This is a genomic window from Haemophilus sp. SZY H53 (assembly GCF_054332375.1).
In genome coordinates, this window is the sequence record NZ_JBTGNV010000002.1 from 22128 (window position 1) to 45708 (window position 23581).

General features: G+C 39.6%; 22 protein-coding genes. 10 read left to right on the forward strand and 12 right to left on the reverse strand.

The window, feature by feature from the left end:
- Positions 1 to 8: 8 nt before the first annotated feature.
- The 3 genes from ACXVWB_RS02200 to uvrD form a co-directional block, all read right to left on the reverse strand.
- A complete protein-coding gene (locus tag ACXVWB_RS02200) occupies positions 9 to 905 on the reverse strand; it encodes an ABC transporter permease subunit (protein ID WP_049355979.1) in 897 nt (298 codons plus the stop codon).
- A 12-nt stretch (positions 906 to 917) separates the two neighbouring features.
- Positions 918 to 1922 (reverse strand): ABC transporter permease subunit, encoded by a 1005-nt coding sequence (locus ACXVWB_RS02205; RefSeq protein WP_049355977.1) that lies wholly within the window; start codon positions 1920 to 1922, stop codon positions 918 to 920.
- Between the two features lie 108 nt (positions 1923 to 2030).
- Positions 2031 to 4208, reverse strand: coding sequence for a DNA helicase II (uvrD, locus tag ACXVWB_RS02210; protein ID WP_297569526.1), 2178 nt, complete (start codon positions 4206 to 4208; stop codon positions 2031 to 2033).
- A 145-nt stretch (positions 4209 to 4353) separates the two neighbouring features.
- Here uvrD and ACXVWB_RS02215 point away from each other — a divergent pair, with 145 nt between their 5' ends.
- On the forward strand, positions 4354 to 5400 hold the full coding sequence (locus ACXVWB_RS02215) for an ABC transporter substrate-binding protein (RefSeq protein ID WP_049355974.1): 1047 nt from the start codon (positions 4354 to 4356) through the stop codon (positions 5398 to 5400).
- Positions 5401 to 5466: 66 nt separating this feature from the next.
- On the opposite strand, the gene fdhD is transcribed toward ACXVWB_RS02215, so the two are convergent.
- Positions 5467 to 6276: a formate dehydrogenase accessory sulfurtransferase FdhD gene (gene fdhD / locus ACXVWB_RS02220; RefSeq protein ID WP_128787511.1), complete on the reverse strand. Its 810-nt coding sequence runs from the start codon at positions 6274 to 6276 to the stop codon at positions 5467 to 5469.
- A 275-nt stretch (positions 6277 to 6551) separates the two neighbouring features.
- Here fdhD and fdnG point away from each other — a divergent pair, with 275 nt between their 5' ends.
- From fdnG to fdhE, 4 genes are read left to right on the forward strand one after another with little or no spacing between them, the layout of a single operon-like run.
- Entirely contained in the window at positions 6552 to 9635 is a 3084-nt protein-coding gene (fdnG, locus tag ACXVWB_RS02225; RefSeq protein WP_458485206.1) for a formate dehydrogenase-N subunit alpha, read from the forward strand.
- 1 nt (position 9636) lies between these two features.
- The gene (gene fdxH, locus ACXVWB_RS02230) at positions 9637 to 10572 is read left to right on the forward strand and encodes a formate dehydrogenase subunit beta (RefSeq protein WP_458485207.1); all 936 of its coding nucleotides are present in this window, start codon (positions 9637 to 9639) and stop codon (positions 10570 to 10572) included.
- Positions 10565 to 11281, forward strand: coding sequence for a formate dehydrogenase subunit gamma (locus ACXVWB_RS02235; protein WP_049355964.1), 717 nt, complete (start codon positions 10565 to 10567; stop codon positions 11279 to 11281). The genes fdxH and ACXVWB_RS02235 overlap by 8 nt, the downstream gene beginning before the upstream one ends.
- Before the next feature lie 59 nt (positions 11282 to 11340).
- Positions 11341 to 12249 carry a formate dehydrogenase accessory protein FdhE gene (gene fdhE / locus ACXVWB_RS02240; protein WP_289901227.1) on the forward strand — a complete coding sequence of 303 codons (909 nt, stop codon included), beginning with the start codon at positions 11341 to 11343 and terminating at the stop codon, positions 12247 to 12249.
- A 55-nt stretch (positions 12250 to 12304) separates the two neighbouring features.
- On the opposite strand, the gene rimI is transcribed toward fdhE, so the two are convergent.
- The 3 genes from rimI to ACXVWB_RS02255 are packed head-to-tail and all read right to left on the reverse strand — an operon-like array spanning position 12305 to position 13752.
- On the reverse strand, positions 12305 to 12745 hold the full coding sequence (rimI, locus tag ACXVWB_RS02245; RefSeq protein WP_289901382.1) for a ribosomal protein S18-alanine N-acetyltransferase: 441 nt from the start codon (positions 12743 to 12745) through the stop codon (positions 12305 to 12307).
- 5 nt (positions 12746 to 12750) lie between these two features.
- Positions 12751 to 13155 carry a DNA polymerase III subunit psi gene (locus ACXVWB_RS02250; RefSeq protein ID WP_289901228.1) on the reverse strand — a complete coding sequence of 135 codons (405 nt, stop codon included), beginning with the start codon at positions 13153 to 13155 and terminating at the stop codon, positions 12751 to 12753.
- Positions 13156 to 13158: 3 nt separating this feature from the next.
- Positions 13159 to 13752, reverse strand: coding sequence for a hypothetical protein (locus tag ACXVWB_RS02255; protein WP_289901229.1), 594 nt, complete (start codon positions 13750 to 13752; stop codon positions 13159 to 13161).
- An 87-nt stretch (positions 13753 to 13839) separates the two neighbouring features.
- Between ACXVWB_RS02255 and rsmC the strand changes: the two genes are divergently transcribed.
- The gene (gene rsmC / locus ACXVWB_RS02260; RefSeq protein WP_289901230.1) at positions 13840 to 14832 is read left to right on the forward strand and encodes a 16S rRNA (guanine(1207)-N(2))-methyltransferase RsmC; all 993 of its coding nucleotides are present in this window, start codon (positions 13840 to 13842) and stop codon (positions 14830 to 14832) included.
- Positions 14833 to 14842: 10 nt separating this feature from the next.
- Positions 14843 to 15340 carry a YbhB/YbcL family Raf kinase inhibitor-like protein gene (locus ACXVWB_RS02265; protein WP_049355953.1) on the forward strand — a complete coding sequence of 166 codons (498 nt, stop codon included), beginning with the start codon at positions 14843 to 14845 and terminating at the stop codon, positions 15338 to 15340.
- A 76-nt stretch (positions 15341 to 15416) separates the two neighbouring features.
- On the opposite strand, the gene ACXVWB_RS02270 is transcribed toward ACXVWB_RS02265, so the two are convergent.
- Complete coding sequence (locus tag ACXVWB_RS02270) at positions 15417 to 15767, reverse strand: DUF496 family protein (protein ID WP_289901231.1); 351 nt, start codon at positions 15765 to 15767, stop codon at positions 15417 to 15419.
- 178 nt (positions 15768 to 15945) lie between these two features.
- On the opposite strand from ACXVWB_RS02270, the gene serC reads away from it, so the two are divergent.
- From serC to tpx, 3 genes are all read left to right on the forward strand, one after another.
- Positions 15946 to 17028, forward strand: coding sequence for a 3-phosphoserine/phosphohydroxythreonine transaminase (gene serC, locus ACXVWB_RS02275; protein WP_289901232.1), 1083 nt, complete (start codon positions 15946 to 15948; stop codon positions 17026 to 17028).
- Positions 17029 to 17092: 64 nt separating this feature from the next.
- Positions 17093 to 18202: a histidinol-phosphate transaminase gene (gene hisC / locus ACXVWB_RS02280; RefSeq protein WP_289901233.1), complete on the forward strand. Its 1110-nt coding sequence runs from the start codon at positions 17093 to 17095 to the stop codon at positions 18200 to 18202.
- An 8-nt stretch (positions 18203 to 18210) separates the two neighbouring features.
- Positions 18211 to 18708, forward strand: coding sequence for a thiol peroxidase (gene tpx, locus ACXVWB_RS02285; protein ID WP_289901234.1), 498 nt, complete (start codon positions 18211 to 18213; stop codon positions 18706 to 18708).
- A 36-nt stretch (positions 18709 to 18744) separates the two neighbouring features.
- Here tpx and ACXVWB_RS02290 read toward each other — a convergent pair whose 3' ends face one another.
- The 4 genes from ACXVWB_RS02290 to gshAB all read right to left on the reverse strand — a co-directional run bounded on the left by ACXVWB_RS02290 (position 18745) and on the right by gshAB (position 23475).
- Positions 18745 to 19530, reverse strand: coding sequence for a Cof-type HAD-IIB family hydrolase (locus ACXVWB_RS02290; RefSeq protein ID WP_289901235.1), 786 nt, complete (start codon positions 19528 to 19530; stop codon positions 18745 to 18747).
- A gap of 18 nt (positions 19531 to 19548) precedes the next feature.
- Positions 19549 to 20013, reverse strand: coding sequence for an rRNA maturation RNase YbeY (gene ybeY / locus ACXVWB_RS02295; protein ID WP_289901236.1), 465 nt, complete (start codon positions 20011 to 20013; stop codon positions 19549 to 19551).
- Position 20014: 1 nt separating this feature from the next.
- Entirely contained in the window at positions 20015 to 21103 is a 1089-nt protein-coding gene (locus ACXVWB_RS02300; RefSeq protein ID WP_289901237.1) for a PhoH family protein, read from the reverse strand.
- A 98-nt stretch (positions 21104 to 21201) separates the two neighbouring features.
- Entirely contained in the window at positions 21202 to 23475 is a 2274-nt protein-coding gene (gshAB, locus tag ACXVWB_RS02305) for a bifunctional glutamate--cysteine ligase GshA/glutathione synthetase GshB (RefSeq protein ID WP_289901238.1), read from the reverse strand.
- Between the last annotated feature and the right edge of the window lie 106 nt (positions 23476 to 23581).

Consider the following 23581-nt stretch of genomic DNA (forward strand, 5'->3'; position numbering starts at 1 on the left):
TCTGCCCCCTATTGTTTTAATTTTGGATCGAGCGCATCACGCAACCCGTCGCCCATTAAGTTAAATGCTAAAACAAGCGATAAAATCACTAAACCCGGAATGGTAACCAACCAGTTTGCAGCCTGCATAAAGCTACGTGATTCAGATAACATAGTACCCAATTCTGGTGTGGGTGGTTTTGCGCCGATACCTAAGAAACCTAAAGTCGCTAATTCTAAAATGGCGTTAGAAATCCCCATCGTCATTTGTACAATGAGAGGTGCTAGGCAATTCGGCAAAATGACAATAAACATTAAACGTAATACGCTTGCTCCCGCTACGCGAGAAGAGGTGACATAATCTCTGTTTTTCTCATTTAATACTGCCGCACGTGTTAAGCGCACATAACTTGGAATCGAAACCACGGCAATCGCCAACGTCGCATTCGTTAAAGAAGGCTCTAAAATTGACACCACCACAATGGTTAAAAGCAAGTTTGGGATAGCCAACATAATGTCAATAAAACGAACAATTAATGTATCTAATGCCCCGCCATAATAGCCGGCAAGTAAGCCAAGACTCGTCCCTAAAATGCAAGATAAAATCACAATAATGAAACCCGCAAAAACAGAAATGCGCGTACCATAAATAATGCGAGAAAGAATATCTCGACCAATGTCATCTGTACCCAGTAAATAAGCAGAATTACCACCGTCATACCAAGCTGGTGGTAGCAATAAAGCTGAACGATTTTGTTCGATAGGATCAAAAGGTGCTATCCAAGGGGCAAAAATACTGATTAATGCCAAAGCAAGGATAAAAGTGAGTCCAATCACCGCCCCTTTATTTTGTTTGAAATAAAACCAAAACTCCTGCAACGGTGTTCGAGGAGCAAAGGTTTCAATAGATAAAGTTTGTTCCGTCATTAATAAGGCTCCTTATTGATGGCGAATACGTGGGTTTACCACGCCATAAAGTAAATCGATCGTCAAATTAACCACAATAATAATTGTAGCAATAATCAACACGGCGCCTTGTAAGACGGGATAATCGCGATTGGTAATCGCATCAATGATCCATTTACCAATGCCCGGCCATGAGAAAATCGTTTCGGTTAAAACCGCACCAGATAATAACTGTCCTACAATCAAGCCCACAACGGTCACTACGGGAATAAGTGCATTGCGTAGCGCATGAAAAATGACAATTCGGGTATAACTTAAGCCTTTCGCTTTTGCAGTGCGAATATAATCTTCGCCTAACACTTCCAACATTGAAGAACGTGTCATTCGAGTAATTACTGCAAGTGGAATAGTACCTAATACAATAGCGGGTAGAATCAATGACTTAACTGCATTTTCAAAAGCGCCTGGCACACCTGAAAGCCAAGTATCGATTAACATAAAACCGGTTGGTGTATCGATCCAGAAACTATCTTCTAAACGTCCCCCTTGTGGCAAACCAAACCAAGGTGAAACATATAAGATCAAAATCAATCCCCACCAGAAAATTGGCATGGAATAACCGGTTAAGGACATCGCTGTTACGGTATGAGAAATCCAGCTATCTTTCTTGACGGCAGCAATCGTTCCGAGCGTAATACCCGCAATTAACGACCAAAATAGCGCAAAGAAAGCTAATTCAAACGTCGCAGGAAAGAGTGTGAAAAACTCAGTCAGTACAGGTTGTCGAGTACGGAATGATTCACCAAAGTCGCCTTGTATCACATTGCCAATATAGTTGAAATATTGCTGATACAACGGTAAATCCAGACCAAGTTGCTTCATCATTTGTTGATGAACTTCGGGCGTTAAACCTCGCTCTCCCATCATAATCTCCACAGGATCACCCGGAATAAAATGAATGAGAGCAAAAGTCACAAAAGTAATGGCGATAAAGGTAGGAATCACCATTAAAATACGTTTTAAAATAAATTTAAACATCTACTTCCCACATGATAAAAGTGCGGTCGTTTCTGCGAACGTTTTCGCACTGGCATATTGAATATGAACACTAATATTCATACTCGTTGCAATAAAATCCTCCCGATTCTACCGCACTTTTTCTAATTTTGCCAAATGCGCAATCAGCCACTTAATGCCTTGAGCTTGGAAAGCAATTTGTAAACGAGTGTTATTATCTGAGCCTTCAACGTTTATGACAGTGCCAAAACCAAACTTTTCATGTTTCACTTTTTGCCCCATTTTCCATTCATTTTCTGGCAAACTCATGCTTAAACTCCCTACTTTCGCTTGGTTTAATACTCGAGTCACCGTTCCTCGCAAACGGATTTCTTGAATACACTCTGGTGGCAATTCTGTGATAAATCGTGAAGGCAAATGGCGTTCTTCTTTCGTGTAAACACGACGACTTTCAGCATAACAAATGGTGAGTTTTTGCTTAGCTCGAGTAATGCCCACATAAGCAAGACGACGTTCCTCCTCCAAACGACCAGGCTCTTCAAATGAACGGAAACTTGGGAATACCCCCTCTTCTACCCCCACCATAAATACGCGCGGGAACTCCAAGCCTTTTGCAGAGTGTAAGGTCATCATTTCTACACAAGATTGATGCGGCGAAGCCTGCTCTTCTCCCGCTTCTAAAGAAGCATGAGTTAAAAAGGCGGTAAGTTCGGTCATATCCTCTGCTTCATCAGGTTTGATAAATTCTCGGGTTGCCGTCACCAATTCTTCTAAGTTTTCAATACGCACTTCACCTTTCTCGCCTTTTTCTTGTTTATACATATCGTATAAACCAGAATGTTTAATCACGAAATCAGTCTTTGCAAACAGTGGCATCTCGGCTGTATCCACCTGTAAAGAATTAATCAACTCTTGGAAGCGTAACAAGGCGGTTGAAGCACGTCCCGTTAGCATATTTTCTTGTGTGGCCACTTGCACAGCTTGCCATAAGGTAATTTGACGTTCACGGGTTAAATTTCGTAACACATCTAAAGTACGATCACCAATACCGCGTGTAGGCGTATTAATCACACGTTCAAACGCGGCATCATCTTGACGATTATTAATTAAACGTAAATATGCCAATGCATCTTTAATTTCTTGGCGCTCGAAGAATCGCATCCCACCGTAAATACGATAAGGAATTTGACAACGAATCAACGCTTCTTCAATGACACGAGATTGGCTATTACTACGATATAAAACAGCACAATCATCTAATTTCCCACCTTCATCTACCCAATTTTGGATTTGAGAAGCCACAAATTTCGCCTCATCTAACTCATTAAATGCCGCATAAATACCCACTGGCTCACCCATTTCACCGTCGGTCCATAAATTCTTACCGAGGCGATCACTATTATTCGAAATAAGTTGGTTGGCACTTTTTAGAATATTGCCGGTAGAACGATAGTTTTGCTCCAAACGAATAGTTTCAGCGTTGAAATCTTTTAGGAATTTTTGAATATTTTCGATCTGTGCACCACGCCAACCATAAATGGATTGGTCATCATCGCCCACAATCATCACTTTGCTCGTATTACCAGCAAGAATTTTGATCCAGGCATATTGGATTTTATTGGTATCTTGAAACTCATCCACCAAAATATGCTGAAAACGTTGCTGATAGCGTTGCAAAATCACAGGCTTTTTAGCAAATAATTCATACGCACGAATTAACAATTCAGCAAAATCCACCAAGCCCGCACGATCACAAGTATCTTGATAAATTTGATAAATCTTAATCCACTCTTTTTCCTGGCGATCACCAAAATCATTAATATCTTGCGGTCTTAAACCTTCATCTTTTTTATTATTGATATACCAGCACGCTTGTTTCGGTGGAAATGCTTTATCATCATAATTGTGCAATTTCATCAAGCGTTTTACTAAACGAAGTTGGTCTTCAGAATCCAAAATCTGGAAATCTTGTGGCAAGTTTACATCTAAATGGTGAGCGCGTAATAATCGATGGGCAATGCTATGGAATGTGCCAATCCACATACCAAATAGATTCGATTGAGCATGTTTGGATAAGGTATCTTGAATACGATGGCGCATTTCAGCAGCGGCTTTATTCGTAAAAGTAACTGCCATAATGCTGCCTTCAGAAATATTTTCTACAGCAATCAACCAAGCAATACGATGAGTCAAGACGCGAGTTTTACCACTTCCTGCACCTGCAAGCACAAGGTAATTGTCAAGCGGTGCAGCCACTGCTTCACGTTGTTTATCATTCAAGCCATCAAGTAATTCTGAAATATCCATTGCTCTATTTTAATCTGGTTAAATTTACAGGGATTATAGTGGGAATTATATTTTTAAACAACCTAATATTTACAAATTTACTCCGCCCCTTTATATTAGCAATATCAAATAATTACTAAACATTGACGAAGTTAAAGGAGACACAATGTCAATTAAAACAACGCTAAAATTAACCGCACTTTCAGCCCTAACCGCCCTCGCGTACACTTCTCACGCACAGGCTGAAGGAAAACTCACTGTTTATTGCAGCGTACAAAACGTTGTATGCGAAAAAGTCACGCAAGCCTTTAGTAAAAAATACAATGTAGATACACAATTTGTACGTAATAGTACAGGCGTCGTATTAGGCAAAATTAAAGCTGAAAAAGAAAACCCACAAGCTGACTTCTGGTTTGGTGGCACAATTGAACCCCATCTTCAAGCTGCAGAATTAGGCTTACTTGAATCCTATCGCTCCCCATTACAAAAAGACATCATGCCGCAGTTTAAATCTTTAATGGAGCAACGCGGCAATTTCACCTCTGCAATTTACTTAATGGAACTTGGCATTGGGGTCAATACTAAAAAATTAAAAGAATTGAATATTCCTGCACCAAAATGTTATGCAGATCTACTAAAACCTGAATATCAAGGGCAAATTCAATATCCGGATCCACGTGTTTCCGGCACGGGTTACTCACTTATCAGTACTTTTTCCACATTATGGGGAGAAGAAAAAGCCTTTGATTATCTGAAAAAACTAGAACCCAATCTCATGCAACATACCAAAACAGGCCTAGCAAGCAATTATTTGGCTAACGGTACCGTGGCGATTGATTTAGGTTTTATGCTGGTTTACCCGCGTGAGAAGAAAAATGGTGCGCCAGTTGAAGGCATTTTACCATGCGAAGGCGTAGGCTATTCTTTAGGCGGGGCAAGCATCATTAAAGGATCGAGAAACCTTGATAATGCCAAACTGTTTATGGATTTCGTGCTAAGCAAAGAAGCACAAGAAATTCCGTGGAAAGAATCAGACTCTTATCAACTTCCAACCAATATCCATGCAGAACCTGCACCTGGTTTCTTACCAGCTAGCAAATTAAAATTGGTGGATATTGATTTTATGAAATTTGGTACAGATCAAGAAGGCAAACGCCTTACCCAACGTTGGGTTGCTGAAGTACTCTTAGAGGGTAAATCGCCAAAAGAATAACAGAAATACACAAAGTGCGATCAAAAATTATGATATTTTGACCGCACTTGTTTTCAACATATGAAACTAAACTAAAACCAACCGCTCTTTCCCTGCATAGATATTCGCTTTTCCAGGGCGAGCAAAGCCGATAAGGGAGAGATTGTGTTGTTCGGCCATATTGACAGCAAGATCTGTTGCGGCAGAAATCGCGACAAGTAATTCGATACCACAAGCCACCGATTTTTGCACCATTTCATAACTGGCTCGACTTGAAACAAGGATGAATCCCTGAGGTTGGTTCTGTTTAGCATGCCAACCGATTAATTTATCTAGCGCTACATGCCGCCCGACATCCTCTCGAATCGCCAGTAAATGACCAGATAAATCAAAAAAGGCGGCTGCATGCGTTGCTCCCGTTTCTTTTCCGAGTGCTTGATTAGCTTGTAATTGTTCTAAACAGCCATCTAATAAATTTAAATTAAACTGGAAAGTATGGTCTAATTTCGGCAATTTTTTATAGACTTGTGAGATTTGTTCTGTGCCGCAAATACCACATCCTGTTCTTCCCGTTAAAGTACGACGATGATCTTTTAATGCCACAAATTGACGGCTAGATAATTCAATTTGTACTTCAATGCCATTGCATACTTCCACCACATCAATACCATAAATGTCTGCTTTGTTCTCAATAATACCTTCTGCGAGTGAAAAACCTAAAGCAAAATCCTCTAAATCTTGCGGAGAGCACATCATGACGGTATGTGCAATACCATTATAAACAAGTGAAACGGGGACTTCAGCAGCTAAATTATCTTGTTTTTCGCAACAAAGTGCGGTCTGATTTTCTGATGTTTTTTTAAAGAAACTGATCGTTTTTTGAATTACCCAGTGCATGATGTTATTCCAATAAAATGGCCTCATCAAAAATGTTACGTTTTCTTAACAAATAACGTTCATTTTGTGATCTAGCTCAATTTTTTAAGCCATTATAACAAGGATTGATTATAGCTTTTCGGTTAAAAAATAGTTAAAATTATCTCCGTTTAAATTGGTCATTGTTATAACCGATTTAATGGCTGATACGTTATTTTAACAAAATCAAATAAATTATCTATACGAATTTATACTATCAAAATATCTTAACGGTTCGCCGTTATGAAGGAGTGATTATGCAGGTCTCTAGACGTAAGTTCTTTAAGATCTGTGCAGGTGGTATGGCGGGGACGTCTGCGGCAATGTTGGGGTTTGCCCCTTCATCGGTTTTGGCAGCGCCACGCGAATATAAACTATTACGAGCATTTGAATCTCGTAACACCTGTACATATTGTGCTGTAAGCTGTGGTATGTTGTTATATAGCACAGGTAAACCTTACGATTCCTTAAGTAGCCATACAGGCACCAATACCCGTTCTAAATTATTCCACCTTGAAGGTGACCCAGACCATCCGGTAAGCCGTGGGGCATTATGTCCTAAAGGTGCTGGCGCGTTGGACTATGTTAATAGTGAAAGCCGTGCATTATACCCTGAATACCGCGCACCGGGTTCTGACAAATGGGTTCGTCTTTCTTGGGAAGAAGCAATCAAACGCGTTTCTCGTTTACTTAAAGATGACCGTGATGCTAACTTTGTTGAAAAAGATGCAAGTGGCAAAACCGTTAACCGTTGGACATCTACAGGTATTATGACCGCCTCCGCCATGAGCAACGAGGCCGCACTTCTTACTCATAAATGGGTGCGGATGTTGGGCATGGTGCCGATGTGTAACCAAGCGAATACTTGACACGGACCAACGGTAGCAAGTCTTGCTCCATCATTTGGTCGCGGTGCCATGACAAACAACTGGGTTGACATCAAAAACGCCAATCTTATTATTGTTCAAGGTGGTAACCCTGCTGAAGCTCACCCTGTTGGCTTCCGTTGGGCGATCGAAGCGAAGAAAAACGGTGCAAAAATCATCGTAGTTGACCCTCGCTTTAACCGTACAGCATCTGTAGCTGACCTTCATGCGCCAATTCGTTCCGGTTCTGATATCGCATTCTTAATGGGTGTGATCCATTATTTATTGGAAACGAATCAAATTCAACACGAATACGTTAAACACTATACCAATGCTTCATTCTTAGTTGATGAAGGCTTCAAATTTGAAGATGGTTTATTCGTAGGTTTTGATGAAGAAAAACGTGCTTACGATAAATCAAAATGGAATTATCAATTTGATGAGAATGGTTTTGCTAAACGTGATATGACTTTACAAAATCCACGTTGTGTGATTAATATCTTGAAAGATCATGTTTCTCGCTATACCCCAGAAATGGTTGAACGTATCACAGGCGTCAAACAAAAAACCTTCTTACAAATCTGTGAAGAAATTGGTAAAACCTCTGCACCGAATAAAACCATGACGCACTTATATGCGTTAGGCTTTACCGAGCATACAATTGGTACACAAAACATCCGCTCAATGGCAATGATCCAATTACTCTTAGGTAACATGGGTATGCCAGGCGGTGGTATTAATGCATTGCGTGGACACTCAAACGTACAAGGTACAACAGATATGGGCTTATTGCCGATGTCTTTACCGGGTTATATGCGTTTACCGAATGACAAAGATACGTCTTACGAGCAATACATTAATGCGATTACGCCAAAAGATATCGTACCAAACCAAACAAACTACTATCGTCATACATCGAAATTCTTCGTCAGTATGATGAAAACGTTCTATGGCGATAAAGCAACCAAAGAGAATGGTTGGGGTTTCGATTTCTTACCAAAAGCAGATCGTTTATACGATCCTATCACTCATGTTAAGTTAATGAATGATGGCAAATTGAACGGTTGGATTTTACAAGGTTTCAACGTATTAAACTCATTACCGAACAAAAACAAAACTGTTGCGGGTATGAGCAAATTGAAATTCTTAATCGTAATGGATCCACTTCAAACTGAATCTTCTGAATTCTGGAAAAACTTTGGTGAATCAAACGATGTAAACCCAGCAGATATTCAAACTGAAGTATTCCGTTTACCAACTACTTGTTTCGCAGAAGAAGATGGCTCTATTTCCAACTCTGGTCGTTGGGCACAATGGCACTGGAAAGGCTGTGACCAACCAGGTGAAGCACTACCAGATGTTGAAATTCTTTCTATGATTCGTGAAGAAATGCATCATCTTTATCAAAAAGAAGGTGGTCGTGGTATTGAATCTTTCGAAGCGATGACTTGGAACTATGCACAACCGCATGCACCAAGCTCCACAGAGTTAGCAAAAGAATTAAATGGTTATGCCCTTGAAGATCTTTTAGATGCAAACGGTAATGTGGTTTATAAGAAAGGTCAATTACTTAACGGATTCGCTCACTTACGTGATGACGGTACTACTTCATCAGGTAACTGGCTCTATGTGGGGCAATGGACTGAAAAAGGTAACCAAACTGCAAATCGTGATAACTCAGACCCATCAGGTTTAGGTTGTACATTAGGTTGGGGCTTCGCATGGCCAGCAAACCGTCGTATCCTTTACAGCCGTGCTTCACTTGATATTAACGGTAATCCTTGGGATAAACACCGTCAATTAATCAAATGGAACGGTAAAAACTGGAACTGGTTAGATGTCGCTGACTATGGTACACAACCACCAGGTTCTGATGCAGGTCCATTTATTATGTCTGCAGAAGGTGTAGGCCGTTTATTTGCAGTAGATAAAATTACAAGTGGTCCAATGCCTGAGCACTATGAACCAATTGAAAGCCCAATTGATACTAACCCACTGCATCCAAGTGTCGTCTCTGATCCGACAGTTCGTATCTATAAAGAAGACCGCGAATTTATCGGCTCAAATAAAGACTTCCCGTATGTGGCAACGACTTATCGTTTGACCGAGCACTTCCACAGTTGGACGGCTCAATCTGCGCTAAATATCATCGCTCAACCACAACAATTCGTGGAAATCGGTGAAAAATTAGCGGCAGAAAAAGGTATCCAAAAAGGTGATATGGTGAAAATTACTTCTCGCCGTGGCTACATTAAAGCCGTCGCAGTGGTAACAAAACGTTTGAAAGATTTAGAAGTCGACGGACATACCGTACACCATATAGGTCTTCCAATTCACTGGAATATGAAAGCCTTAAATGGTAAAGGTAACCGTGGTTTCTCCACCAATACCTTATCACCATCTTGGGGTGAATCGGTTACACAAACACCAGAATATAAAACATTCTTGGTAAATATCGAGAAAGCGGAGGCATAATATGGCAGGAAATGGTCAAGGCGTTCAATCGCAAGACATTATTAAGGTCTCCGCTACGTCAGGCTTAACGCCGGCACCTCAAGCGCGTGATCATAAAGTTGAAGTAGCAAAATTAATCGACGTATCCACCTGTATCGGTTGTAAAGCCTGTCAGGTGGGCTGTTCAGAGTGGAATGACATCCGTTCTGATATTAATGCTCAATGTGTAGGGATCTATGATAACCCAGTAGATCTCAACGCAAAAGCATGGACGGTAATGCGCTTTAACGAAGTCGAAGAAAATGATCGTTTAGAATGGTTAATCCGTAAAGATGGTTGTATGCACTGTTCAGAACCAGGCTGTTTAAAAGCTTGTCCTGCACCGGGTGCAATCATCCAATATGCGAACGGTATCGTGGATTTCCAATCTGATAAATGTATCGGTTGTGGTTACTGTATTGCAGGTTGTCCGTTCAACATTCCACGTATGAACCCAGACGACAACCGCGTGTACAAATGTACCCTGTGTGTGGATCGTGTTTCTGTAGGCCAAGAACCGGCTTGTGTGAAAACATGTCCAACCGGTGCAATTCGTTTTGGTTCTAAAGAAGAAATGAAACTCTACGCAGAACAACGTGTTGCTGACTTAAAATCACGTGGTTACGAAAATGCAGGCATCTATGACCCTGAAGGCGTGGGTGGTACACACGTAATGTATGTATTACACCATGCTGATAAACCAGAACTTTATTCAGGATTACCAAAAGATCCACAAATCGACCCAACAGTTACCTTGTGGAAAGATATCTTGAAACCGGTAGCCGCTGTGGCAATGGGTGGTTTAGCGCTTGCTGAAATCGGTCACTACTTAGCTGTAGGTCCAAACGTAGAAGAAGATGTGGAAGATCATCACCACGAACTTGAAGAAGAAGATAGAAAAGGGGGCAAAGATGAGTAAGATTGAGATTAGCAATGATACTCGAATCATTCGTCACAGAACGCCTGCTCGTTTTAGCCATTGGCTACTCGTAATCTGCTTCTTTATGACGATGTTCACTGGTGTGGCTTTCTTCTTCCCAGATTTTGCGTGGTTAACTGAGATTTTAGGTACTCCGCAACTAGCGCGAGCAATTCACCCGTTCACCGGTATCATTATGTTCGTAGCCTTTATTTTCCTTGGCTATCTTTACTGGGATCACAATATTCCAGAGAAAAACGATATCCGCTGGTTAAAAGGCATGCTTGAAGTATTGAAAGGAAATGAACACGCTGTTGCTTATAACGGTAAGTATAACCTTGGTCAAAAAATGTTATTCTGGACATTGAACTTGGCGATGGTTACCTTGCTTGTAACAGGCATCATTATGTGGCGTCAATATTTCTCACACTACTTCTCTATCCCAGTGTTGCGTTTTGCGATTTTACTTCACTCACTAAGTGCATTCATGTTGTTCACCGGTATCTTGGTACACATGTACATGGCATTCTGGGTGAAAGGCTCCATTCGTGGTATCGTGGAAGGTTGGGTAACCGTTCGCTGGGCGAAAAAACACCACCCTAAATGGTATAACGACGAAGTACTTCCTAAGCTAGAAGAAGATCTTAAAAACGAAGCTGAAGGTAAAAAAGTAAAAACCAAGGCATTGTTCAAAGGTATCAATGGCTAAAATCAAAAAGTGCGGTTAAAATGACCGCACTTTTTCTTATCAATACTTAAGAGACTATTATGAGTATCAAAATCTTATCTGCAGACGAAATCAAACAAAAAACGAATTCATACGATATTCCGCCTGTGCTATTTGCTAACCCTAAAAATCTTTATCAACGTCGTGCAAAACGTTTAAGAGAATTAGCAAAAGATCATCCATTGGCTGATTATTTACTCTTTGCTGCAGATGTTGTGGAAAGCCAATTAAGCGTATTTGAAAAAAATCCATTAGAAAAACAGCATTTCGATAATTTAGATGAACTTGAACCGTTAAATACTAAAACGTTTAAACGCTCAAGCATTTGGATTGAATATCTCAAAGAAATTTTACATAACATTAAACCCAAAGCAAATGAACAGGTTCTTGCTACCATTGAAAATCTTGAAAAAGCCTCAGAGAAAGAGCTTGAAGAGATGGCTAGCCATCTTTTAAGCCAAGAATTTAATTTGGTGAGCACCGATAAAGCTGTCTTTATCTGGGCGGCACTTTCTCTTTATTGGTTACAATTGGCTCAACAAATTCCGCATAACAGCCGCCAAGAAGGCACAGATAACCTACATTACTGCCCTGTTTGTGGTTCTGCACCTGTGTCAAGTGTTGTTCATATCGGTACTTCACAAGGTTTACGCTATTTGCACTGCAATCTCTGTGAAAGTGAATGGAATTTAGTGCGCGCACAATGCACAAACTGCAATGAACACAAAAATCTTGAAATGTGGTCATTAAATGAAGAGCTTGCTCTTGTTCGTGCTGAAACCTGTGGCGATTGCCAAAGCTATTTAAAAATCATGTTCCAAGAAAAAGATCCGAATGTTGAAGCGGTAGCGGATGATTTAGCATCAATTTTCTTAGATATTGAAATGGAAGAAAAAGGCTTTGCTCGCAGTGGATTAAATCCATTTGTCTTCCCTGCAGAAGAAGTGTAACGTCTTATTTTTCAGATAAACAAAGTGCGGTCAACATTGACCGCACTTTTGCATTCTAGAGATAACATGCCATCACGACAGCATTTTCTCGTCCACCATCTGGTTTGGGATAATAATTCTTACGAATATCAACCTCATTAAACCCTAACTTTTCATAAAGAAAACGAGCAGGATTCGATTCACGTACTTCAAGCCAAAGCGTTTGAATGCCTTTCTCTTTAAGTTTATCCATTAAACCTTGCAATAAAAACGAACCGTAGCCCTTTCCTTGTTGAGCGGGGTCAATCGCAATATTAAATAATGTGGCTTCATCTAATACCATTTGGCAAATAGCAAAACCAAGCACTCGCTCTTTCTCCACTAATTTCAAATTGAAATAACGCTCGCCGACATTATTTTTCAATGTTCCCAAGGACCAAGGCACTAAATGTGCAGCTTGTTCAATTTCATATAAGCGATCCATATCGCATTCTTCAATAGGAAAAAGAGAAGGCATAATGATTAAATTTGTTGGATTTGTTGCCAAAGCTCACGCTTAGCTTGGCTATCTTGTTGGAATTGTTGCCAATCAACAGAGCGATAAACACGCTCTGCGTTTAAGCAATAAGGCAAAGTGCGGTCGATTTCATCAGTATTTTCAGCCAATAACCAATACCGCACCGAATGCTGTAATGTGATATGTTGAATTTGATCAAAACTCAAGCAAAGGCAATCTTCTTTTTTGAGCTCTAGCGCAAGTCGAATATCTGCAAAAAGCGGTGAACTCGAGAGATTATCATTAGTCACCACAATAAATTTCACTTGTTCAGACACTCTCACACCAACCGCCCCTTGCAATACTTCGGGGCGATAGAGCTGCCAACGGGTTATCCCCATTTCATTTAAAAGAAGATTGCGTCTATCCATAGATTAACGAGCGATAGTATCTAACGGATAATCTCTTAAACCTTTAACAATCGCTTTTTCTTGCGCTTCGGTTGGTTTTTCTTGATACGCTCTTAAACTACGGAAAGAAAGAATGTTTTTCGCTTGATAAATCACGGCGATAAAACGTTGGAAATCTTTACCATCACAAGCATAGTAAACATCTGAAGCGTTACCAATTGTTTTTAACTCACATACTTTTTTGTTTGCATCAAGATATTTTGTCGTTAATGCAGGAACATGAGAAACATCTTTTAAATAATAGGTTTCGCTCATAATGAATTTACGATTGCTACGATCTACATTCGCCGCTCCACTTAAGAAACGCGGATCTTCTGATTTATCAAAGGCTTTCGTTTGTTTATAGAATTTCTCGCCGTTGAATGTCACTTCTTGGTTACCTTTTTTAATGCGCTCAAACTGCGCATCTAAGCTTTGCGCTTGTGCAGCAGGTAATTCAACTTTTGAGCTTGTTGTTGGTAAGGTTGAAGTTTTTTGTTTGCTACCTTGAAGTTGTTCGATTAATTGACAGCCAGACAATAAACTTGCCATTGCGACTGCGGTGATGATTTTTTTCATAAATAATTCCTTAATAAATACGTTTAAATCGTTTTCTTTTGTTAGAATAACACGTAATTTTAACCAATAAACCACAGGATTTAAAGCGTGATTTCTCTCGAAAGCGAAGTTTTACAACGCCATCTTCCCCTTTTTAGCGGTAAATCAATTCTTCTTGCCGGCGGCATTAATGATGATTTTCCTCAAATATTGCAAAAACATTGCCAATCTGTGCAGGTTTGGAGTTGGTATTTTGATTATGCCAAAACCCAAAGTGCGGTCAATTTTGAGGTTGAATTTCAGCCGCAATCTGATTTGATTATTTATTATTGGACGAAGAATAAACAAGAAGTGAATTTTCAGCTGATGCAACTACTCGCCAAAAGTAAAATTGGTCAAGAAGTGTTGATTATCGGTGAAAATCGTTGTGGCGTCCGTTCAGCTGAAAAATTGCTTGAACCTTATGGTGAAATTGGCAAAATCGACTCAGCGCGTCGTTGCGGTTTATACCATTTTTCCTTACAAAAACAACCGCACTTTGATCTTCAATCTTATTGGAAATGCTACCAAAATGATGCGTTAGGTGATCTCCGTATTTTCAGTTTGCCAGGTGTATTCAGTGCTAATGAACTTGATAGTGGCACGTCACTTCTACTTTCTACCTTAACGTCACCAATTCAAGGCAAAGTGTTAGATATTGGTTGTGGGGCGGGTGTCATTGGTTCCATGATCAAAAAACATCATCCTAAAGCGGATGTTACAATGACTGATATTCATGCAATGGCAATTCAATCTGCTCGTCAAACGCTTGCTGAAAATCAGCTTGAAGGTCAGGTTATCGCAAGCGATATTTTTTCCCATATTGAAGGGAAATTTAATCTGATTATTTCAAACCCGCCTTTCCACGATGGAATCGACACTGCTTATCGTGCGGTGAAAGAACTTATTCAACAGGCTAAATGGCATTTGACGGCAGGTGGAGAACTGCGTATCGTTGCTAATGCATTTCTTCCCTATCCCGATTTATTAGCACAACATTTCGGGAAATTTGAAGTCCTTGCTCAAACCACCAAATTTAAAGTGTATTCCGTGAGAAATTAAGGAGAAAACAATGTTTGTAACCAGTTCAGCCATTCAAAATGGTGCCTTTGAAGATAAATATGGTAAACGCGGCACACAATTTAGCCCAAATGGTATGCCAACCTACTCTATCCCGTTTGAAATTCATGATGCACCTCAAGGCACTAAATCCTTTGCAGTTGTCTTAGAAGATAAAGACGCAATTACGGCGAGTGGCTTTGTGTGGATTCATTGGCTTATTGCAGATCTTGAACGTACAGTTATTCAAGAAAATGAAAGCCAAACCGCAACAGATTATGTGCAAGGTGCAAACACTTGGGCGAGTAAATTAGGTCAATTTGATATTGAAGAAGCCTCATTCTATGGCGGTATGGCACCACCAAACTGTTTACATCGTTACGAACTTATTGTGTATGCGCTCGATACTAAACTAAACCTCAAACCAGGATTCCGTTTTAATGATCTACATTTTGCGATGCAAGGGCATATTTTAGATCAAGCTGTAGTAATAGGCACCTATGATGTTTAATCATTTATAGATCATCCTAAAAATGCCATAAAAAATGACCGCACTTCGATAAAGTGCGGTCATTTCTTTTAGGATTTTATAATGTAATTTTATTTGTATCTTTTACTAATTTCGCATGCGCTTTTTTCTGCTCTTTCATTTTCGCGCTCACTTCTCGACGTTGAGTAGAAAGATCCGCATTACGAATATTATAGTCATCAACACGGCCTTCATAGTCATCACGCATATTTTCGATAATCGCACGAACATCTTCAATGCTCATATCATCATGGATATATTGATTTAAGTTATCTAACAATAAGACACGTTTTTGGTTATCACGAATTTTGCGGTTGTTGTCTTCTATGTCGCGTTTAAGTTTATTTTTTAAACGATATAAACGCACATACTCTAATACTTCTTGGAAGGATTTATTTACATTTCCCATGATTAACTCTCTAAAAATTAAAAAACAAACTCAACGTAATGTATCGTTTTTTTTTCTGTCCGTCAAAAGCTTAACGTAAAATTGATGGGTTAGATCAAAAAACACTGTGATTTAGTTGATTATCCTATTTGGTAGTGGTAAAAAAGAAAAATACATTTCAATAAAATAAGGAAACACAATGTCAAAAGTCTTTAATTTTAGCGCGGGTCCAGCCATGATTTTTCCTGAGGTACTACAAAAAGCACAAGCTGAGTTAACCAACTGGCTTGGTCAAGGTGTATCGGTAATGGAAGTCAGTCACCGTGGCAAATACTTTATGGAATTGATTGCTCAAGCAGAAAAAGATCTACGTGAGGTATATCACATTCCAGATAACTATCGTGTGTTATTCCTACAAGGTGGGGCTCGTGGTCAATTCGCGGCATTACCAATGAACCTAATTGGTGAGAAAGGCAAAGCACTTTACTTAAATAGCGGTCACTGGTCTGCAACTGCAGCGAAAGAAGCACGTAATTTTGCTGAAATTGATGAAATTACCATTGTGGAAAATGGTGAGCACACACACATCACCAATCTTGATTTCAGCGAAATCGCTGAACAATACGATTACGTTCACTATTGTCCAAATGAAACCATCAGTGGTGTGGAAATTTTTGATGTACCAAATGTGGGTGATGCTATTCTCGTGGCAGATATGTCATCTAATATTCTTTCTCGTGAAATTGATATTAGCAAATTTGGTGTCATTTATGCGGGTGCGCAAAAAAATCTTGGTCCGGCAGGAATTACGCTTGTGATTATTCGCGATGATTTGATTGGTCATGCTCGCCAAGCTACCCCATCAATTTGGAATTATGCCACGCAGCGTGATGCGGATTCTATGATCAATACCCCACCAACATTTGCTTGGTATCTCTGTTCATTGGTCTTTAAACATATTCAAGCAATCGGCGGCTTAAAAGAAATTGCAAAACGTAACGCAGTGAAAGCACAAACCCTTTATGACTACATTGATAGTAGCAAACTCTATCGTAACGTAGTGGCTAAAGAAAACCGTTCAACCATGAATGTGACATTCGTAACAGGTAATCCAGAGCTTGATGCTAAATTTGTCGCAGAATCTACAGCTGCCGGTCTTCAAGCTTTAAAAGGTCACAAAGTGCTAGGTGGTATGCGCGCCTCTATCTATAACGCGATGCCATTAGAAGGCGTGCAAGCGCTTATTGAATTCATGAAAAAATTTGAAGCTGAAAATAGCTAATTATCTGATTCATTAAACTCAACGTGCGGGCTGAAAGGCCCGCTCGTTTTTATAAGGAAAGCATATGCAATATATCAACGTCGCCAATCAAGGCGTAAAATCTCTGTCGCCTTACCAAGCAGGAAAACCGCTCGAAGAACTTGAACGCGAATTAGGTATTACAAGTATCGTTAAACTTGCCTCGAATGAAAACCCTTTTGGGTTTCCTGAATGTGCGAAAAAAGCCATTCAAGCCCAACTTGATCATTTAACTCGCTACCCTGATGCGAATGGTTTTGAACTTAAAGCAGCTATTGCGAAAAAATTTGGTGTGCAACCAAACCAAATCACCCTTGGCAATGGTTCTAACGATTTATTAGAGCTCTTTGCCCACACCTTTGCGGGTGAACACGATGAAGTGATTTATTCCCAATATGCTTTTATTGTTTACCCTTTAGTGACCAAAGCCATTAACGCCATTGCTAAAGAAATTCCAGCTAAAGACTGGGGACATGATTTGGACGGATTTTTGACCGCACTTTCAGATAAAACCAAGCTGATTTTTATTGCCAATCCAAACAATCCAACGGGGAATTTCTTAACGGAAGCAGAATTAGATGCTTTCTTGGCCAAAGTACCTGAAAATGTGATTGTGGTACTAGATGAAGCTTATACTGAATTTACTCATCCAAGCGAACGCGTTAATTCTTTTGCATTACTGGAAAAATACCCGAACCTTATCGTTTCTCGTTCTCTATCAAAAGCTTATGGATTGGCGGGGTTACGTATTGGCTACGCAGTCTCTAATTCTGAAATTGCAGATTTATTAAACCGTGTTCGTCAACCGTTTAACTGTAATAGTCTAGCTTTAACCAGTGCGGTTGCGGTGATGAACGATGATACTTTTATTGAAAAAGTAGCTGAGAATAATCGCCAAGAAATGAAACGTTATGAAGCCTTCTGTCAGCAATATGGTTTAGACTTTATTCCGTCTAAAGGTAACTTTATTACCATTAATTTTAAACAACCTGCCAAACCAATTTATGATACATTATTGCACGAAGGCATTATTGTTCGCCCGATTGTAGGTTATGGCATGCCAAATCACTTACGTATCAGCATTGGCTTGCCACAAGAAAATGACAAATTTTTTACTGCACTTAAAAAAGTGCTTAATTTAAGCAATAAAAAATAGGAGCTTTTATGACCCAAGTAACAATGATGGGTAATCCCATTGAAGTAAGCGGCAACTTTCCCCAAAAAGGAGAGAAAGTGACCGCACTTACACTCACCAATAAAGAACTCGCTGACGTCACGCTTGATACTTATGCAGGAAAACGCAAAGTTTTAAATATTTTTCCAAGTATTGATACAGGTGTATGTGCAACTTCGGTTCGCAAATTCAATCAACAAGCAGCTAATTTAAAAAATGCTGTGGTACTTTGCATTTCAGCTGATTTACCTTTTGCACAAACACGATTCTGCGGTGCAGAAGGTATTGGGAACGTAGAAACGCTTTCTACTTTCCGTCATAAAGAAGTCCATGAAAACTTAGGGGTAAACATCACAACAGGTCCAATCGCAGGTTTAACTGCTCGTTCAGTGATTGTCTTAGATGAAAACAATAACGTGTTATATAGTGAATTGGTGTCTGAAATTAAAGATGAGCCAAATTATGAAGCTGCGCTAGCCGCACTATAATGAATAAGGCGCTTTTTCATAAAAAGCGCCTTTTATTTATTCAGGAAAGATTTCATTCAATATCAATGCAATCCCATCATCATTATGCGAAGCGGTGACACGATTGGCGGCCCGTTTAATCTCATCCGGTGCATTGCCCATTGCCACGCCTAATCCCACGCTTTCTAGCATATCTAAATCGTTAAAGTTATCACCGAAAGCGACACATTCTTCCATCTTCACATGAAAGTAATCTTCGAGAAAACGTACTGCATTACCTTTTGTCGCCGATTTATGCATCACTTCAAGGAAATTCGCATGAGAACGGCAAATACTTAAATGTGGGAATTTCTCTTTCAAGATTTGCTCAATAGCAATCACTTCATCTGTTTCACCAATGATTTGAATTTTATGTGGAGAATAGACCGCACTTTCATCATAAGGATCAATCTGAATGCCTGTTACGCTACGCTCATAAATCACCCATTTATTATCCAAATCGCGAGCGACGCAATCATCATAAGTATAATAATTGACACCCAACGCAGGATGATCTGCTAATACTTGATTAATGGCTTGGATATCAGCGGAATCAATTTGTACCGAATAAATAGGTGTAGCTTTTTTATCTAAAATCAAGGCGCCACTAAATGCCACAATGATGTTGTAATTTTCAATGAGTTTTGCATAAGGCCAAATACCAAGCGGCGAACGAGCAGAGATTGGTATAAATGGAATACCTTGTTTTGTAATGCGTTGAATTGCATCTAAGGTTTTAGGCGAAATTCGATGATCCGACGTTAATAAAGTACCATCAAAATCGCTGAATACGGCTTTATACATAATTGCTCCAAATCGTCATTATTTTTCGGAAAGGTAAGGATCGGCAAAGCCTAAACTCTGCATAATTTCAGTTTCTAAACTTTCCATTTCTTCAGCTTCATCATCTTCAATATGATCATAACCAAGTAAATGTAAGCTACCATGCACTATCATGTGCGCCCAATGCTCCATTAAAGGCTTTTCTTGCTCGATAGCTTCACGCTCCACTACCTGGCGACAAATCACCAAATCGCCCAACAGCGGTAATTCCACTTCATCAGGACATTCAAAAGGGAAAGACAATACATTGGTTGGACGATCTTTTCCACGATAAGTCAAATTCAAGTCATGGCTTTCTGCTTCATCCACAATACGTACCGTCATTTCGACATTATCACTTTCTGGTTGCACTGCGGTGGTTGCCCATTGCAGAATTTGCGCTTCTGATGGCAAACCTTCTGTATTTTCACAGGCCAGTTGTAAATCGATAATCATATTGCCCATATTATTCTCCTAAATTCGTTTCATTTTCTGACCGCACTTTTTGCTCACGTTCAGCTCGACGCTGCGCTGCGATTCCTTGGCGACGAATTTCATCTTGAGCTTCCCATTCTTCGTAAGCTTGTACCACTTTTGCCACCACAGGATGTCGTACAATATCTTTACTTTCAAAGTAGTTAAAACTTAATTCAGACACTTTGCTTAACACTTCCATGGCGTGGCGTAAACCCGATTTTGTGCTGCGCGGTAAATCGATTTGGGTTACATCCCCTGTAATCACGGCTTTGGAATTAAACCCAATACGGGTTAAAAACATTTTCATTTGTTCGACCGTCGTATTTTGGCTTTCATCTAGAATGATAAAGCTATCATTGAGTGTACGCCCACGCATATAAGCTAATGGCGCAATTTCAATCACATTACGCTCCATCAATTTTTGTACGCGTTCAAAGCCAAGCATTTCAAATAACGCATCATAAAGTGGTCGTAAATAAGGTTCAATTTTCTGTCCTAAATCACCAGGCAGGAAACCTAATTTTTCGCCCGCTTCCACCGCAGGACGAGTCAGCAAAATGCGACGAATTTCTTGGCGTTCTAATGCCTCAACAGCCGCTGCTACGGCTAAAAAGGTTTTCCCCGTTCCAGCGGGTCCAATCCCAAAACTAATATCGTGCGTAAGAATATTGTGTAAATACTGAATTTGATTTTCACCACGCGGTTTAATCAAACCTCGCTTGGTTTTAATTGTGGTGCTATAGACGTGATTTTCACTGCATGACTCACTGCCTTCTTGCGATAACATTCTGCTCTCTTGCAAGGCAATATGCACATCTTCCAAATCAAGTTCTTTCACTTTCCCCTTAATTGGTGCTGTCTCTACATATAATGCCTGGATTAATTTAGCCGCACGCTCAATTAATTGCTCATAATGAGGTTTCGGACTTTCATCGTTAGATTTCACCGTGAAAGTAAAATTATTGCGGGAAATATTGAGGTTAAATTCTTTCTCAATCAGTTTGATATTTTCATCGAATGCACCGCAAAGGGATTGCAGACAATCATTTTCTTGAGGTTCTAAGGTAAAAGCTGTCATTAAATTTCATTTTAGAATTGTTAATACTGTTTCCATTTTAGCCTAATTACGATGAATGTAAAACGGGCTTCACCAACTGATGAAGCCCGATAACTAAATTAAGGCAATTCAGGGAAAAGCATCTTAATTACATTCATTGTCAATCGTCGAGATTGTCCACTAAATGGGAAAATATGCATCATCATCATAGGATTAAAGTTTGCCTCAATCACACCCCACGAACGTAAACTCGGTTCTGCCGGCTGTTTCAAATCAGGAATGATTAAATCTACACCACAAACTGCCGCCCCCATTGCCTTGCTAATCCCTACCGCAATTTCTTTGTAACTGGCATGCATTTCATCCGTCATATCAATAGAATCACCGCCTGTACTAATATTAGAATTCGCACGTAATTGAACAAGTTGATCTTTTGCAGGAATAGAATTCACGGTTAATCCTTGCTCCTTAAGCTGCAACTGCTCAATATCTCCCAATGCAATTTTTTTCAATGGTGTACGACTGCCATCGCCCCGTAAAGGATGATCATTTTTAGCTGCAACTAATTCAGCAACGGTGTGTACACCATCTCCAATTACATTTGCAGGAACGCGTAATAAGACAGCTAACGTTTGATCACCCAACACAAAGAAACGATATTCGGTGCCAAGTAGATAATCTTCAACCATGATCTCTTTATCTTCACGGAAAGCAATTTCTACTGCTTTTGTAAAATCTTCTCTATTCGTTACACCCTGTTGGAAAATGCTGTTCCCTAAACCAAAATTCGTTGATTTTGGCTTAATCACGACGGCTCGATTCTCAAAAAGTGGGAAATTTTCGACCGCACTTTTCACATCGGTAAATTCGATACTTTGCGGTACGTTAAAACCTGCTTTTGCTAACACTTTCTTCGTCACTACTTTATTTTCCATAATGAGTGGAGAAATATAGCTATCATGAGAAGTCATATTACCATTTTTCACATACTCCAAATGTTCGCCAAATTGAAGACTAATAAATTGATCACGTTCATCCAAAATCTCAATGTTTAATCCTTTTTGGATTGCATCAAACAATAACGCCTGTGTTGACAGTTCCATATTATCAAACGCACTTAATGCATAAAAACATTCAAAGGCTTTTGCTTTATTGGATTGCGCGATATCAGCCCCTAATTGTTGGTAACTGCCGACCTGTTCAATTGCCGAGACAACTTTTGCACAAAGCGTTTGGCTTGGATCAGCAAATTGTCCTAATTTGTCTTTAACAATGGTTTTAATCTCATCACTTACATTGAGTTGCTCAAGCATTTTAAGCATTTCAAGGAGGACTAATTCCCCTTCTACCGCATAAACACTTTGCTTTTTTGGATCTTCCCATGCCACTTCAGCAAGACGTGCTTTGCCTAATTTTACACCCTCTTGATCAGCGGTATCATCAAGCCATGCCATTAATAAAATAAAATAATGAATGAATTTCGCATCACTAAGTTCTATTCCGTAAGGTGCAAACGGATTGAGATCAAACAAGCGGAATTCCAAATATTGAATTCCATTTTTGAGTAAATCTCGCGCTTTTTTCGCACCGCGTAAACGTACGCTCGAGTAAAACTCTTTTTCAGCAATCAGATCACCTGATTTCACCCAGTGTTCTAACGTCTCAACATAGTCTTGCAAACTGTCATAAGAGACGTGGATCTTCGGATCATTCACATAACCATATTTTCCTGACCGTAAACTGCGCACATATTGATGCAATTTAAGGGGGGAATTACCTCTGAAATATTTTTCCTCTACCGTCGGTGTCGCAGAAAACAGATAAAGCAGAATCCATTGATAGCGTAAGAAGTTCTTCGCTATTTTTAGGTAAAAATCATTTCTAAAATCAACCGCACTTTGTGTTTCATTTTGCGCATAAAATAAGGCATCAATAAACTTAGGTTCAATCTGAAAATTATAATGAATACCACTGACCATTTGCTTGTATTTACCATAAGATTGAACTAAATGCTCACGATAAGCCACATCCTCTGAATTATCTAATTGAGCGACCTTAATCTGATCTTCCGGCGGTAAACCGGCTGGCATACTGAAAGGAAAAATAAATTCATTGTCGGGTAATGTTCGCAAGGTGACTTCATGAATTGCCGAGAGCCAACGTAATGTGTCCTCTAATTTTTTCATAGGCGGAGTCACCAGTTCCAACTGGCTTTCCGCAAAATCCGTTTGAATATAAGGATGAAAGCGACGATTACCAAAGGCTTTCGGATGTGGTGTTGTCACAATTGAGCCATTAGCATGTACACGTTGACTTTCCTTCTCTATGCCGAAAGAACCTTGTTGAAATAAGAGTTCCAAATGATGTTGCTTAATAATTTGCTGAATATTCATAGCCGTCCTTATTAGATATTTCTACTTCACATTATGTAAAAAAATCACTATAGAACAAAGGAAGAAAATGGAATGGGATATGAAATTTTGATATAAGAAAAAATAC